This is a genomic window from Streptomyces sp. NPDC058457 (assembly GCF_042720695.1).
Lineage (GTDB): Bacteria > Actinomycetota > Actinomycetes > Streptomycetales > Streptomycetaceae > Streptomyces.
Genome location: NZ_JBHXLU010000095.1, coordinates 1 through 14,480, shown reverse-complemented (window position 1 = coordinate 14,480; position 14,480 = coordinate 1). Strand labels below are relative to the sequence as shown.

The 14,480-nt window shown below is 72.9% G+C and carries 12 protein-coding genes; 4 read left to right on the top strand and 8 right to left on the bottom strand.

The window, feature by feature from the left end:
• The first annotated feature begins 26 nt into the window (after window positions 1-26).
• Window positions 27-1,523 carry a hypothetical protein gene (locus ACFWPS_RS44240; RefSeq protein ID WP_383717252.1) on the top strand — a complete coding sequence of 499 codons (1,497 nt, stop codon included), beginning with the start codon at window positions 27-29 and terminating at the stop codon, window positions 1,521-1,523.
• Complete coding sequence (locus tag ACFWPS_RS44235; protein ID WP_383717173.1) at window positions 1,520-2,461, top strand: YbhN family protein; 942 nt, start codon at window positions 1,520-1,522, stop codon at window positions 2,459-2,461. The genes ACFWPS_RS44240 and ACFWPS_RS44235 overlap by 4 nt, the downstream gene beginning before the upstream one ends.
• Window positions 2,462-2,526: 65 nt before the next feature.
• Here the strand turns inward: ACFWPS_RS44235 and ACFWPS_RS44230 are convergent, their stop codons facing one another.
• The 5 genes from ACFWPS_RS44230 to ACFWPS_RS44210 all read right to left on the bottom strand — a co-directional run bounded on the left by ACFWPS_RS44230 (window position 2,527) and on the right by ACFWPS_RS44210 (window position 8,075).
• The gene (locus ACFWPS_RS44230; RefSeq protein WP_383717171.1) at window positions 2,527-3,273 is read right to left on the bottom strand and encodes a response regulator transcription factor; all 747 of its coding nucleotides are present in this window, start codon (window positions 3,271-3,273) and stop codon (window positions 2,527-2,529) included.
• A 56-nt stretch (window positions 3,274-3,329) separates the two neighbouring features.
• The gene (locus ACFWPS_RS44225; RefSeq protein ID WP_383717169.1) at window positions 3,330-5,981 is read right to left on the bottom strand and encodes an FtsX-like permease family protein; all 2,652 of its coding nucleotides are present in this window, start codon (window positions 5,979-5,981) and stop codon (window positions 3,330-3,332) included.
• 67 nt (window positions 5,982-6,048) lie between these two features.
• Window positions 6,049-6,711 carry an ABC transporter ATP-binding protein gene (locus tag ACFWPS_RS44220; protein ID WP_383717167.1) on the bottom strand — a complete coding sequence of 221 codons (663 nt, stop codon included), beginning with the start codon at window positions 6,709-6,711 and terminating at the stop codon, window positions 6,049-6,051.
• Entirely contained in the window at window positions 6,698-7,432 is a 735-nt protein-coding gene (locus ACFWPS_RS44215; protein ID WP_383717165.1) for an ABC transporter ATP-binding protein, read from the bottom strand. Before ACFWPS_RS44215 ends, ACFWPS_RS44220 begins: the two co-directional genes overlap by 14 nt.
• Before the next feature lie 7 nt (window positions 7,433-7,439).
• On the bottom strand, window positions 7,440-8,075 hold the full coding sequence (locus ACFWPS_RS44210; protein WP_383717162.1) for a hypothetical protein: 636 nt from the start codon (window positions 8,073-8,075) through the stop codon (window positions 7,440-7,442).
• Between the two features lie 153 nt (window positions 8,076-8,228).
• On the opposite strand from ACFWPS_RS44210, the gene ACFWPS_RS44205 reads away from it, so the two are divergent.
• Window positions 8,229-9,563 (top strand): histidine kinase dimerization/phospho-acceptor domain-containing protein, encoded by a 1,335-nt coding sequence (locus tag ACFWPS_RS44205; RefSeq protein WP_383717160.1) that lies wholly within the window; start codon window positions 8,229-8,231, stop codon window positions 9,561-9,563.
• Between the two features lie 22 nt (window positions 9,564-9,585).
• Here the strand turns inward: ACFWPS_RS44205 and ACFWPS_RS44200 are convergent, their stop codons facing one another.
• From ACFWPS_RS44200 to ACFWPS_RS44190, 3 genes are all read right to left on the bottom strand, one after another.
• The gene (locus tag ACFWPS_RS44200) at window positions 9,586-10,680 is read right to left on the bottom strand and encodes an ABC transporter substrate-binding protein (protein WP_383717157.1); all 1,095 of its coding nucleotides are present in this window, start codon (window positions 10,678-10,680) and stop codon (window positions 9,586-9,588) included.
• Between the two features lie 77 nt (window positions 10,681-10,757).
• Window positions 10,758-11,639, bottom strand: coding sequence for an ABC transporter permease (locus tag ACFWPS_RS44195; RefSeq protein WP_383717154.1), 882 nt, complete (start codon window positions 11,637-11,639; stop codon window positions 10,758-10,760).
• Window positions 11,636-12,496 carry an ABC transporter ATP-binding protein gene (locus tag ACFWPS_RS44190; RefSeq protein WP_383717151.1) on the bottom strand — a complete coding sequence of 287 codons (861 nt, stop codon included), beginning with the start codon at window positions 12,494-12,496 and terminating at the stop codon, window positions 11,636-11,638. Before ACFWPS_RS44190 ends, ACFWPS_RS44195 begins: the two co-directional genes overlap by 4 nt.
• A 234-nt stretch (window positions 12,497-12,730) precedes the next feature.
• Here ACFWPS_RS44190 and ACFWPS_RS44185 point away from each other — a divergent pair.
• Window positions 12,731-14,480 (top strand): ATP-binding protein (locus ACFWPS_RS44185; RefSeq protein WP_383717149.1); only part of this gene is annotated, 1,750 nt, incomplete at its 3' end.

Here is a 14,480-nt window from a genome sequence, read left to right as displayed (position 1 = left end):
TGGCGCGCGACGACGAGAGGTGCAAGATGGCCGAGGGCTCGAACGCCACGACGACCGGTGTCCCTCGGACCGGCCTCCCCGCGAAGGCCGTCCGGCCTCGGCGCTCGCGGGGCGAGCCCCGGCTCGGGGTGGTCGCGGCCGCCTTCACGCTCGCCCAGCTCGTCCTGGTACGGCCGGATCTCGGTCTCGGCTGGGACGAGACCGTCTACGTCAGCCAGGTCAGCGGTCATGTTCCCGCCGCCTACTTCAGCGCGCCCCGCTCCCGTGGCATCTCACTCCTTGTCGCCCCGATCGCGTCGTGGTCCGACTCCACCGTCCTGCTCCGGATCTACCTGGCCGTCCTCTCCGGCCTGGCCCTCTACCTCGCCCTGCGGGTCTGGCGAGGCCACCTCGGGCCCGGCGTCCTGGCCTTGGCCGGCGCCCTGTTCGCCTCGTTGTGGGTGACGCTGTTCTACGGTCCCCAGGCCATGCCCAACTACTGGGTCGCCATCGGCGCCCTGGCCTGCGTCGGCTGCTTCCTGCGCGCCCGCGCGAACGCACGGGACCGGGCGGCCTGGTGGGGTGTGTTCGCGGGCGCGGCGCTGATGGCGTGGATGCGTCCGACGGACGCGGTCTACGTCGTGCTGCCCCTGCTCGCTCTCTCCCTGCGCCGCCCGCGTCTTCTCGTCGTGCTGGTCGTGGGGCTGGTGGCGGGTGCCGGCGAGTGGGTGATCGAGGCGTATGCGAGCTATGGCGGCCTCGCGCAGCGCCTGTCCGCCGCCTCCGCCATTCAGGGCGGCCTCGGCTGGCACCTCGCCGTGGTCGACCAGTTGCGCAGTCTCGGCGGGCGCACCCTGTGCCGGCCCTGCACCGGATCGGCCCCCAGCCCGGTGGTGACCCTGTGGTGGTTCGCGCTGCCGCTCCTCGCCGTCCTGGGCGCGGTGGTCGCCGTCCGCGCCCGCCGCGCGCTGCCCGTCCTGCTCCCGGGGGCCTGCGCCGCCACGGCCGCGGTCCCCTACCTGTTCCTCATCGGCTACGCGGCCCCCCGCTTCCTGCTGCCCGCATACGCCCTGCTCGCCCTCCCCGTCGCCCACGGCCTCGTCCACCTGGTCAGCGCCCCGGCACACCGGGCCGGGCGCACCCTGGCCGTCGGCCTGGTGGCGGTCGGCCTGGCAGGCCATGTGGCCGTGCAGTACGTCGTCCTGGAGCACACCGTGCACAGCTCCGCCGCCTCCCGCGCCGACTGGGCCCGCACCGCCGCCGCCCTCCGCGAACTCGGTGTACGGTCGCCGTGCCTGCTCAGCGGATACGACGCCGTCCCCGTCGCCTTCGCTGTCGGCTGCGGCTCCGCCCAGACGGCGGGGCATGACACCAGCACCACCGTGGCCGAGCTGAGGCGCGCCGCCCACCGCACGTCCTTCGCCGTCCTCACTTCGCCGAGGGGGCGTCCACCCGCGTACGCGCGCACCTGGCCCGAGGAACGGGTCGGCGTTCTCCGGGCGTACATGGCACCCGATGTACGGCAGGGGAGGCGACCGTCGTGACCGTCGCCGAGAGCCTGCCGGTCACCGTGGGCAGGCGGCGCCTGTACGTCCAGCTGGGCATCACCCTGGTGGCGCTCGCCGCCGCCGGCGGGATGCTCGCCGCACACCGGGCCACGCTGGACAGCGGCACCGACCGGCTGGCCGACGCCGACGGGGAGTGGCTGGTGCTCGCCTGCCTCGCCGCCCTGGCCACCTGGGTGTGCGCGGCCGTGGCGCAGCAGGGAGCGGTGGTCGAACAGCTGCCCAAGGGCCGGCTGGTGGCGGTGCAGTTCGCGGCCGGCGCCGCCAACCACCTCCTTCCGGCGGGGGCCGGAGCGGCAGTGGTCAACCTGCGGTTCCTGACGCGGTGCGGGCTGTCCACCCGGAGCTCGGCGACCGCGCTGGCGGTGAAGGCGGCCGTCGGCGGGATCGTCCGGTGCGTGCTGGGTGTGGCCCTGCTGGTCGCCTCGCCCGGCACGGTCCCGCTCTCCGTGCGGATCCCGCATGTGCTGGTCCTGCTGCCGGTGGCGGCCGGAGCCGCCGTCCTGGCGGTCGCGATCAGCGGCCGCCTCGGACGAGTGGTGAGCCGGGCCCTCGCCGACGTGCGGGACGTGCACCGGTGCCGGGCGCGGGCCTGTGCGCTGTGGGGCGGTTCGGTCGCGTTCGCTCTGCTGCATGCCGGGGTGGTCGTCGCCGTGGTCCATGCGATCGGCCTCGGCCTCCCCACCAGCCGTGTGGTCATGGCCTACCTGGTCGCCAGTGGCGCGGCGGCGCTGCTGCCCACGCCGGGCGGACTGGGGTCGCTGGACGCCGCGCTCGCCGTCGGGCTCACGGCGGCCGGCGCGCCGGGACCGGCGGCGGTCTCGGCGGTCCTCGGCTACCGTCTGCTGACCGGGTGGCTGCCGATGCTCCCCGGGCTGCTGGTCCTGGCGCTGCTGGCGCGCCGCTCGGCATTGTGAACCGCCTGGACGCCTTGCCTTCCTCCCGGCCGTGCGGCCCACTGCCCCGGCCCACCGGCAGTGTGTCAGTCCGGCGGATCCGGTTGCCGGTCCAGCCGGTACCCGTGCCCCCGCAACGTGGTGATCCGGGGCAGCCGGGCCTGCCGCCCGCCCGCCTGCGCCGCCTCGGTCAGTCTGCGGCGCAGGCCCGCCAACGTCACGTCGAGGGTCTTGGTGGAGCCGAACCAGTTCTCGTCCCACACCTCGGCCATCAGCGTCTCGCGTGAGACCGCCTCGCCGACCCGCTCGGCCAGCACCGCGAGCAGGTCGAACTCCTTTGCCCGCAGCGGGACTTCGGCACCGAGCAGGGCGCAGCGCCGGGCCGTCACGTCGACGACCAGATCTCCCAGCTGTACCGGCTCCCGGGCCGGCGCGGCCACCGCGTGCCGCCTGAGATGAGCCCGCAGCCGGGCGAGCAGCACGGTCAGGCTGAACGGCTTGACCAGGTAGTCGTCGGCCCCGGCGTCCAGCCCGGCGATGATGTCGATGTCGTCGGTCCGTGCCGTCAGGACGACGATCAGCAGGTCGGGTAGTCGGGCACGCAGCTGCCGGGCGACGTCCAGGCCGTCCATGTCCGGCAGCCCCAGGTCCAGCAGCAGTACCTCGTACGGTGCCCGTCCGGCCTCCGTCAGTGCGGCCGCTCCGGTGCGGCACCACGTCGGCGCGTAGTCGTGGCCGCGCAGGCCGGTTTCCAGGTGGCGGCCGATGGTGTCGTCGTCCTCGACGACGAGGACGCGCAGTCGGTTGCGGTCCGGTGCGGCGGGCGTGCGCATGGTCGACAGCCTAGGAGCCCGTGGGGCGAGGGGCCCGGCGTGGGTGCTCGCCGTGTTCACAGGTCGCGGAGCTCCTCCACGGCGGGGCGGTGGCTGCCGCGGACGCCGTTGAGGGCCGCGGCCAGGATGGCGGCGACGGCGGCTGCCCCGGTGAGCGCCAGGTAGACGCCGGGAACCGACAGGGCCGCGGGTGGCGGATCGAAGACTCCGGTCAGGACCTTGACCAGCATCTCCGACAGGGCCCAGCCGATGAGGGCGCCGCCGGCCAGGCCGCCGAAGGCCAGCAACAGGGCCTCGGAGAGGACCATGCCGCGCAGCTGGCGGGGTCGCGCGCCGAGGACGGTGGCGATGGCGAACGTGCGGCGGCGTTCGGCGAGTCCGAGGCCGAGGACCAGGCCGCCGGCCCCGGCGGCGAGCAGGACGGCGAAGGCAAGCTCGATGCGGGTGAGGCCGGCCAGGTCGACGGAGGTCAGGCTGGTGCCGACGGTGCCGCGGGTCTGGGTGAGGTCGGCGACGGTGGCCCGGGTACCGAGCTGCCTGCGCAGCCGGTCGGCGATCTGCCGCTGGTGCGTGCCACCGGTGTCGAGGAGGAAGGCGCCCACCGACTCGTCGCCGGTGGCCTTGGCGATGTAGGAGGCGTTGGCGACGAAGAAGCTGTCCTTGGGGGCGGTGGGGAACTCCTTGGCGATGCCGGCGTAGTGGAAGGGGACCGTGCGCAGGGACTTGGTGCGGGCGTCCTGGATGCGCAGGTTGACGGTGTCACCGGGGGAGAGCTGGAAGTCGTTCACGGTCTCGACGCTGACGAGGAGGTTGTCCGGGCGCTGGGCGAGACGGCGCATCAGCTGGTCGGCGGTGCCGCCCGCGAAGTAGGCGTCCTGGAGCGAGGTGGCCCGCGCGATGGTGCCGGGGCGGACGCCGTAGAGGTCCTGGAGGTCGGAGCCGATGTAGGCGAAGCGGTGCTGGAGGGGTTCCACGTGCCGTACGCCGGAGATCTTCAGCGCTGCCCCGGCGGTGGGCGGGACCTGGGCGCCGGGTGGTTCGGTGACGGTGACGTCGGCGCCGTTGGTCAGCCGGGCGTCGACCTCTGCCTGTTGGTGGTAGGTGGCGTTGAAGACGGCGGTGGAGATCGCGAAGGAGACGGCGAGGGCGAGCAGGACTACCGACCGGGCGACCGGGCGGCGCCGCCGGGAGAGCGTGGCCGCGGTGGTGCCGGCCAGGGTCGCGGTCAGCGGCCGGACCAGCCGGGCCAGGGCGGGGCGGCCGTGGGTGAGGGCGAGCAGGGTGAGGCGCCACAGCAGCAGGGCCGCGCCGATCCACAGCAGGGCGGGGCCGAGGAAGGCCCAGTACGACACGGAGATGCTGGGGACGCCCTCGGGCGCGAGGACGAGTGCGTACTGGTTGCCGGAGGAGGCGCGGAAGACGAGCCACGAGCCGATCAGCAGGGCGAAGTCCAGGCCGTACCGCATCCACCAGGGCGACCGGGGGTGTCGTACGGCCTCCTGTCTGCGGGTGTCGGCGACGGTGGCCGTGCGCAGGTCCCGCAGGGCGGGGGCGAGGACGGCGCCCGCGGCCACCGCGGCTCCGAGTACGAAGGCGACGGTGTACCAGACGGACCAGGTCGCCGCGCTCGCGCCGAAGGAGGCCGTGCCGAAGGCGAGACGGCCGGTGAGGGCGGCGATGCCCAGCCCGGCCAGACCTCCCGCGAGGCCGATCAGGGCGGCCTCCAGACCGGCGAGTGCGGTGATCTGACGGGGCCGCAGGCCACGCAGCCGCAGCAGCCCCTGTTCCTGCCGGCGCCGTTCGCCGCCGGCCGAGGCGACCGCCGCCGTCAGCGTGGCGGCCAGCACCGCGCCCGGCACACCGAGGAAGAGGAAGAGGATCTGGGCGTAGAGGGCGTCCTGGCGGGCCGAGTCGAGAGCCGCGCCGACGTTGTTGCCGACCAGGGCCGTTCCCGCGGCGCGGGCTTCGAGGTGGTGGGCGGCGCCGGTGACGGCGGAGTACGCCGAGGCCGGGTCGGCGGGCAGCCGGGCGTTGTCGCGGGCGGCGTGGATCTGGGTGGTGACGCCGGTGGCGCCGCGGGTGAGGGCGGCGAAGGTGGTGGCGGGCAGCAGGACGACGTTGTCCGGGGGAGCGGTCGGCTGGGACTGGCTGGGGGCGCCGACGGTCTGGAAGAGGGAATCGGCCTGGGGCAGGTCGACCACACCGTCCACCTTCACCTGCCGCAGACCGGCACCGGGGAACTGGACGCCGATGGTGTCGCCGGGGGCCGCGTGCAGGTTGGAGGCGGTCTGCTGGGCCAGCAGGACACCGGTGGACGAGCCGGAGAGGGTGCGGACGGCGTCGGGGAAGCGGGCGCGGTAGCCGTCGGGCAGGCCGAGGGCCATGCCGGGGCCGGTGGCCTGGGTGCTGCCCTGCACACGGGCGGTGAAGCCGCCGGTGTGCGCGAAGCCGACGGGCAGGGCGGTGCGGGTGCCCGGAGTCCTGGCCACCAGGGACAGGACCGTGTGCGGGTCGGCGCCGGGCTGCACCTGGACCTGCCAGTCCACGGCGACCGAGCGCACGGCGCGCTGGGTCATGGTCGCCTTCGACGCGGTGAGGAAGGAGCCGAGCGCGGCGACCAGGGCGACCGCGAGCGCGATGCCGGTCAGGGCGGCCAGCAGCCGTCCGCTGCGGTGGCGGGCCAGTCCGCGGGCCCAGGTGGCGATCATGGCAGCTCCTCGGCGGCCGGCGGGGTTCCGGTGCGGTGCCGGTGCGGTTCCTGCGTCCGGGCGGTGGTCACGGAACCTCCTCGGGTGCGAGCAGCCGTCCGGCGCGCATGCCGCGGCGGACGGTGAGCCGGGCGGCGACGGCCGGGTCGTGGGTCGTGACGACGAGTGCCGCGCCGGTGTGGCCGGCGGCAGTCAGCAGGGCGTCCAGAACGCGGGCGCCGGTGGCGTGGTCGAGGCGTCCGGTGGGTTCGTCGGCCAGGATCAGGCGTGGCGCCTGGGCCAGGACCCGGGCGGCGGCCACCCGCTGGGCCTGGCCGCCGGAGATCTCCTCGGGGAGCCGGTCGGCCAGGTCGGCGGCGTCCACCAGGGCGAGTGCCGCGAGCGCGCACAGTCGCGCCTCGCCCTCCGGACGATCGGTGAGGACCAGGGGCAGGGCGGTGTTCTCCGCCACGTTCAGGGCGGGGATCAGGCTGTCGCCCTGGAACACCAGGCCGATGTCGTACGGCCCGAGCGAAGCGGCCCGGGTGACGGTGCCGCTGGTGGGTTGTTCGAGCCCGGCGAGCAGGTGCAGCAGCGAGCTCTTGCCCGACCCCGAGGGGCCGACGACCGCGAGCCGGTCCCCGGCCCGGATCTCCAGGTCGGCCCCGTGCACGGCCACGACCGCCTGCGGTCCCCGGCCGAAGGTCAGGGCCGCGTCCGCGCAGCCGACGAGCACCTCATCCGACGGCATCGGACGCCTCCTCGCGGTCCGGCCGCCGGGCCTCGGTGGCCCTCCCGTCCGTCAGGGTGATCACGCGGTCCGCGATGCGGACGGCTTCCCGACTGTGCGTGACGATCAGCACCGCGCACCCCTCCGCGGCCCGCTCCCGCAGCATCGACAGGACCAACTGCTCGGTCTCGCCGTCCAGTTCACCGGTCGGCTCGTCGGCGAGCAGGACAGCGGGCGCGTTGGCCAGCGCCACGGCGAGCCCGGCCCGCGCCAGCTCTCCGCCGGACAACTGGTACGGCAGGACGTGCGCCCGGTCGGCCAGCCCCACCCGGGTCAGCAGTTCCCCGGCCGGGACGGGGGCCCGGCGGCCCCGCGCCCGCTGCGGCAGGCGGACGTTGTCCCGCACGCTCAGGTGCGGCAGCAGGTTGCGGGTCTGCAGCAGGACGCCGATGTGCCGGGCCCGCAACCGGGCCCGCTCGGTCTCGGGCCGGTGGCTGATCCGTACGCCGCCGACACGGACCTCGCCGCCGGAGGGCTCGTCGAGTCCGGCCAGGCACGCCAGCAGGGTCGACTTGCCGGCCCCGGACGGGCCCACGACCGCGACCGTCTCACCGCGCCGCACCCTCAGCGACACCCCGCGCAGCGCGAGTGTCTCCTCCTCTCCGGCCCGGTAGAAGCGGTACAGCTCGCGGGCCGTGAGGACGTCGTCGGCGACGCCGTTCATGTGTGTGCCGTCGGGCATGGTGCACTCACCGCCAGGAGAAGGAGTCGCTGACGATGCGCCACGGGTCGACGTTGTCTGCCATGACCGGCCCCGACAGGGTCAGGTCCACCTCGTGCCCCGCGCGGTGGAACGCGTACCGCTCGAAGGCGTCCCGCACCACCTTGCCGGTGACCGGGTCCTTCGCCGAGTCGCCCTGATAGGTCAGCAGGACAACACGGCCGGCGTGCCGGGTCACCTCACTCACCTTGGGCGAGGAGAACTTCGGCACCTGGGAGCGGAGTCGGGGTATGACCGCATTCGTGACCGACCCGATCGTGGGTGCATCGGAGGCGGAAACCCCGGTGATCCTCACGGTGTTGAGCTTGTCGGTGAACGTGGTGGTGCCGCCCTGACTGGTGCGGGCCCAGCCCTCTGGCACCTTCAGGGTGAAGCCGGTGAAGGAACCGCCGGTCGGCCGGTAGGAGACGTACACCTGGTTGTCGGGGATGTCGCCGGGCGGATTGGACTCGGTGGGCGCCGGCTGGTTCTGTCCGCTGACGGTGGTCGAACCGGACGCGGGGCTGCCGGAACCGGCGTGCGACCCGGAACCGGAACAGCCGGCGGTCACCGTCGCCACGAGGGTCAGCCCGACGACGGCGTACGCCCTTGTGTGTGCTGCCATGGCCACTGCCCTCCAGGGGAGCCTCGGACCGGACGGTCATGGCACCGACGCTAGGAGGCGGCCGGTTAACGCCCCCTTCGCCGAGGGTTAGACGACGGCAAAAGCGTGTGGCGCAGTGCATTCGCCCAGGTGGGCGGCGCGCATGATGAGGGCATGAGACAGCGCGTGGTGAGAGTCGCCCTGACCGCCGCCCTGGTCGCCGTCGTCCTCCTCGCCGTCCCGCTGGCCCTGGCGATCAGGTCGTCCCTGTACGCCGACCAGCGAGACACCCTGGAACGGTCGGCCCTGGCCGCGGCCGTACGGGTGAGCCCGGACTTCGTGACCGGCGACCCGGTGGAACTGCCCGCGCCCCCGGCCGGCGGTCGTCTTGGCCTGTACGACCCTCAACTGCGACTGCGCGCGGGCAGCGGCCCACGGCCCGGCGACACCCCGGTCCGGCAGGCCCTGGGCGGTGCGGCGGTACGGGGCCGGGCGGGCGCCGACCTGGTGGTGACCGTGCCCGTCTCGCACGCCGAGAAGGTGATCGGCGTCGTACGGGCCTCGACCCCCGCCGCCGCCGTGCGCGACCGGGTCCTCGTCGCCTGGACGCTGCTGCTCGGCGTGGCCGCGCTCGCGCTGGCCGTCGCCGTCCTCGTCGCCCGCCGGCAGGCCCGGGCGCTGGCCGCGCCGCTGGAGGACCTCTCCCGCCACTGCCGGGCGGTGACCGAGGGCGACCTGACCGCACGGGCCGCCCCGAGCGGCATCGCCGAGATCGACCAGGTCGCCCGCACGCACAACGACATGCTGCACAGCCTCTCCGAACTCCTGCGCCACGAACGTGACTTCACCGCCAACGCCTCCCACCAGCTGCGCACCCCGCTCACCGGCCTGCAACTCGCCCTGGAAGCGGGCCTCGCCCAGGACGACGACACCCGGCTGCGGCCCGTGCTGGCCGAGGCACTGGCCACCACCGAGCGCCTGCATCACACGGTGGAGGAGGTGCTGCGCCTGTCCCGCTCCAGGGAGACGGTTCGCCCCACCGCCGGGACGGTCGCCGTACGACAGCTGCTGCGGGAGACGGAGGAGCGGTGGCACGGCCTCTTCGCCCAGGACGGCAGACGCCTGGAGTGCGCCGGCCAGGACGCACCGGCCGACGTCCGCGTTCCGGGCGGGCCTGTGTCGGAAGTGCTCGGCATCCTGCTGGACAACGCCCGGGTGCACGGGCGCGGCACGGTCCGCGTGACGGTGCGGGACCTGGAGGACGCCCTCGCCTTCGACGTGAGCGACGAGGGAGCCGTGACGGGCGAGCCGTCCCGGCTCTTCGACCGCGGCCGCACCGGGGACGGGCGCGGAACGGGCATCGGCCTGGCCCTCGCCCGAGACCTGGCCGTCTCGCTCGGCGGCAGGTTCTCCCTGACCCGCCGACACCCGACCACGTTCACCCTGCTCCTTCCCGTCGACCAGGACGAGACGGAAATGGTGCGGGGCCGCCCGGTGGATGTCACCTGAGCGGCCCCGCGTCCGGTGTCGGTCAGCCGGTCGGTCCTGCCGGGGACGTGGTGGTCCTGAAGCCCTCGGTCTTGTTGGCCTGGAGGGCGAACTCGTTGGTGAACGTCTTGCTCAGATCCACCGACCCCTTCACGTTGCCGACCAACTGCTCCGTCGCCAGGGAGGTCTTCGGACCGCCGGCCGGCATGAGGCCGTCCGGGAGGAACTGGCCCTTGTCCTCGGTCAGGGCGGTGATGTAGTCGGCCTTGGTCACCAGCTGGTTCGACACGAACGACGCCGGCAGCTTGTTCGCGATGTCGGCCGCACTGTGCGTGTTGATCCAGTGCATGGTGGCGACGAGCGCGTCGACGACCTTCTGCACCGTGTCCTTGTGCGAGTTCACCCAGTCGGTGCGGGCGAGCACACTGGCTGCAGGGTAGGCGCCGCCCATCGCCGCCTTGGCGCCCTGCGTGGTGGCCAGGTCGATCGCGGAGGCGCCGACCCCCTTCTTCTGGATCGCGGCCACCGTCGGCTGCGTCGTCATCACGCAGTCGACCTTGCCGTTCTGCAGAGCGGCGATGGCCGTGGAGCCCGCGCCGACCCCGATCCGGTGGAACTGACTCGTCTTGACGCCCTTCTTGGCGGCCAGGAACTGGGTGAGCGTGTCGGTGCCCGATCCCAGGTCGGTGACGCCCAGGGTCTTGCCCTTGAAGTCGGCGCCCGAGGTGACGCCCGACTTCTTGGTGCACATCTCCCGCTCGCCCGGCGCGCCGGAGAGCTGGACGACGTCCTCCACCGCCTTGCCCTTGGCCTGGAACTCGATCGTGTGGTTGTACCAGGCACCCGCCATGTCCACCTGTCCGGATGCCATGGCCTCCTCCGCGCCGACACCGCCGTCCTGCTCGGTGCTGAGCTGGACGTCGACGCCGTACTTCTTGTAGAAGCCGAGGTTCTGGGCGAGCTGGTAGGGCAGATAGATCTGCTTGTCGATACCGCCCACCATGAGCTTGACCGACGGTGTGCCGCCGGAGCCGCTGCTCGCGGTGGTGCTGCCTGAGTTGCTGGAACAGGCGCTGACCGCGCCGAGGGCGAGAACGGCGAGGAGAGACGCGGCAACGGTGACGGGTCGTCTGGACATGGCTGGCCACATTCCTTTTCTGAGGTGCGCTGGAACAGAACGGGGAAGAGCGGGGGAGAGGGAGTGGGAGGGCCGGGTCAGAGCGCGTTGGACGCCTCGGACGGGGCCGGCGGGCGCCAGGACAGCAGCCGGCGTTCGAGCTTGCCGATCACCCACTCGGCACCGAGCACGATCACCGAGATGACGAGCATCGTCGCGAACACGCCGTCGGGGTCGAAGTTGTTCTGCGCGGTCTTGATGACCAGGCCCAGGCCGCTCTGCGCGCCGAGCACCTCTCCGACCAGCGCGCCGACGATGGCGAAGCCGAAGGCGCTGTGCAGGCTGGCGATGATCCACGTGAGCGCGGAGGGCACGGTGACGTGCCGGATGATCTGCAGCTGGGAGGCGCCGAGCACCCTGGCGTTGGCGAGGATGTTGCGGTCGACCTCGCGGACGCCCTGGAAGGCGTTGAAGAAGACGATGAAGAACACCAGCACCGCGGCGAGCAGGATCTTCGGCAGCACGCCGATGCCGAACGCGACGATGAAGATCGAGCCGAGGACGATCCGCGGGATCGCGTTGACCATCTTGATGTAGGGGCCGAGGACGTCGGCGAGGAAGCGGCTCTGGCCGAGCGCGACTCCGAAGATCACACCGGTGACGGCCCCGAGGGCGAAGCCGACGAGGGCCTCCTGGATCGTCGTCCAGATGTTCGCGTAGAAGGATCCGAACTCGGTGCCGTGCCGGAAGAGGTCGACCAGCCGTTTGGCGATGCCGGAGGGCTGCCCGAAGAAGAACGGGTCGACGATCCCCCAGGTGGTGAACGCCTGCCAGCCGCCGATGACGAGGACCGCGAGGCCGATGCGGCCCGCCCACACCTGGGCGATGCGGCGCCGATGAGCGCGTTTGGCGGCTGCCCCGGCCGAGAGCCGTGCGCCGCCCCTGACGGGAGCGGGGGAAACCGTGGATGCCGTGCTCATGCCGTACCTCCTGCGGTGCGTGCGTAGGCGCGCTCCACCTCCTCGCGCAGCGAGTCCCAGATCTGGTGCTGTAGTTCGATGAAGCGGGGCTGGAAACGGATCTCCTGGACCGAGCCGCGCGGGCGCGGCAGGTCGATGTCGAAGACCGCCTTGACCGACCCGGGACTTGACGTCATGACGACGACCCGGTCGGCGAGTGCCACGGCCTCGTCGAGGTCGTGGGTGATGAAGATGACCGACGGCCGGATCTGCTCCCACAGTCCGAGCAGCTCGGTCGACATGATCGCCTTGGTCTGCACGTCCAGGGCGCCGAACGGCTCGTCCATGATCAGGATCCTGGGTTCGTTGATCAGCGCCGCGGCCATCGCCACGCGCTTGCGCATACCGCCGGAGAGCTGGTGCGGATAGCGGTCCTCGAACCCCGACAGGCCGACCCGGCGCAGCCAGTCCCGCGCCGAGACCTGGGCCTGCTGCTTGGGCACCTTCCGGAAGACGGGGCCCATCAGCACATTGCCGAGCACGGTCTTCCAGGGCAGCAGCGCGTCGGCCTGGAACATGAAGCTGACGCCGTCGGTGACGCCGTCCACCTCACGGCCGCCGACCCTGACCGATCCCTCGCTGGGCCGGTCGAGCCCGGACACCATGCCCAGCGTCGTCGACTTGCCGCACCCGGTCGGACCCACCACCGCGCAGAACTGGCCGGGCTCCACGGTGAACGAAACGTCCTGGAGCGCCGTGAACACCTCACCGGCAGGAGTCAGAAATCGTTTGGTGAGCCCGGAAATCTCGACTCGCGCGCTGTCCTGGCCGGCTTTCCCGGCTACCGGGCTCACCGCGGCATCGTTTCGTGAAGCCATCTGAGGCCCTCTCCTTCCTAACCTCGGGGTCGAGGAAGGCAGACGCTAGAGGCCACCGGGTGTTACGTCGCTGTTTCATCCGTATCCCGCGTTAGCCGTGTTAGCCGGGCTTCTGCTCGTTCTGCTCAGTGAGCCGGGGGTGGGCAGAAGGGCGACAGCGGGGGCACAATCACGCCACCACGGGTACGGCGAAGGGGCCGAGCCCGGTAGCCGTACGACAGGCGAGAGGCGCTGGTGAAACCCATCCGTATACCGGTCGGCCGTGGCGGGAAGGGGCGGCTCTCCGCGCGGATCCTGGCCAACCAGCTGGTCATCCTGACGGTGACCGGGTTGATCGGTTTCGTGCTGTTCGCCTTCGCGCAGCGGGGCGAGATCGACCGCGCCTACGAGCAGCGCGCGCTCGACATCGCACAGACCACGGCCGCCGAGCCGCAGATCCGGCAGGCCGTGGCCTACGGGGGCGGCGGCGACGTGGTCCAGACCGTGGCCGAACGTATCCGCAAGGCGTCAGGGGCGTCGTACGTGGTCGTGCTCGACCTGCGCGGCATCCGCCACTCCCACCCCGATCCGGCGCTGGTCGGCGAACCGACGGGCGATCCGATCGTGGTGCTGGACGGCAGGCCCCACGTCGGCACCGACCAGGGCGCGACCGGGCGTTCCGCCAACGGCAAGGCTCCGCTGTACGGGCCCACCGGCAAGCTGGTCGGCGAGGTGTCCGCCGGTATTCCCGAGCACTATGTGCTGGGCGAGCTGTGGCGCGAGCTGCCGACCTTCGGCCTGTACAGCGCCATCGCCGTCGCGCTCGGCTCGGCGGCCGCGTTCCTGCTGGCCAGAAGGCTCAAGCGGACGACGTTCGGGCTGGAACTGGAGGAGATCGCCGGGTTGCTGCAGGACCGGGAGGCGATGCTGCACGGCATCCGTGAGGGAGTCGTCGCCTTCGACCCCGACGGCAGGATCACGGTGGTCAACGACGAGGCCCGGGACCTGCTCGGCCTCGGCACCGCGCTCGGCAGCACGCTGGCGGAGGTGCTGCCGGACGGGCGGCTGCGCCGCGCCCTGGACGGCACCCTCGCGGGCAGCGACATCAGCGTGCTCACCGACGACCACTGCCTGGTCGTCAACCGGATGCCGGTGGCCCTGCACGGCCGTGAACTGGGCGCGGTGGTCACCGTGCGCGACCGCACCGAGCTCATCGGGCTGCTGCGCGAACTGGACTCGGTGCGCGGGCTCACCGACGCGCTGCGCGCCCAGCAGCACGAGTTCACCAACCGGATGCACACGGTGGCCGGGCTGCTGGACATCGGCGACCACGGCGCCGCCTACGAGTTCGCCGTCGAGACGGCCGGCGCCGAGCAGGCGCTGACCGAGTCGGTACGGGAACGGATCGGCAACCCGCTGCTCGTGGGACTGATCGTCGCCAAGACCACGGTGGCCGCGGAGCGCGGCGTGCGGATCGTCCTCAGCGAAGACTCCGCCCTGGGCGAGGACCCGCCGCATCTGCGCCGGCTGCTGACCATCGTCGGCAACCTGCTCGACAACGCGATCGACGCGTCCGCGAGCGGACCGGCACGGCCGGGCGGCTCCGAGGTGCGGCTGTCGTTGATCGAGGCCGTCGACGTGGTGCGGGTGGAGGTGGCCGACACCGGGCCGGGCATCGCGCCGGGCACCACCGAGTCGATCTTCGAGGACGGCTGGTCGACCCGTCCGGACCGGGGCACCGCCCGGCGCGGCCTCGGACTCGCCCTCGTCCACCGGCTGGTGCAGCGGCACGGCGGCACGATCACCGTCAGCGAGGGGCCGGGCGCGGTCTTCACCCTGACGCTGCCCGTGCCCGACACCGCCCCGGCCCCGCAGGGCGCCCTGTTCACGACGCCTCCGCCGGGGGCGGGGGGGGGGCCCGCCGGCCCCCCGGGGGGGGGGCCCGGGGGGTGCGGGCCCGGGGGGTGGGCGGCGACTTACGGGGGAGCCGCCACCACAGCGACAA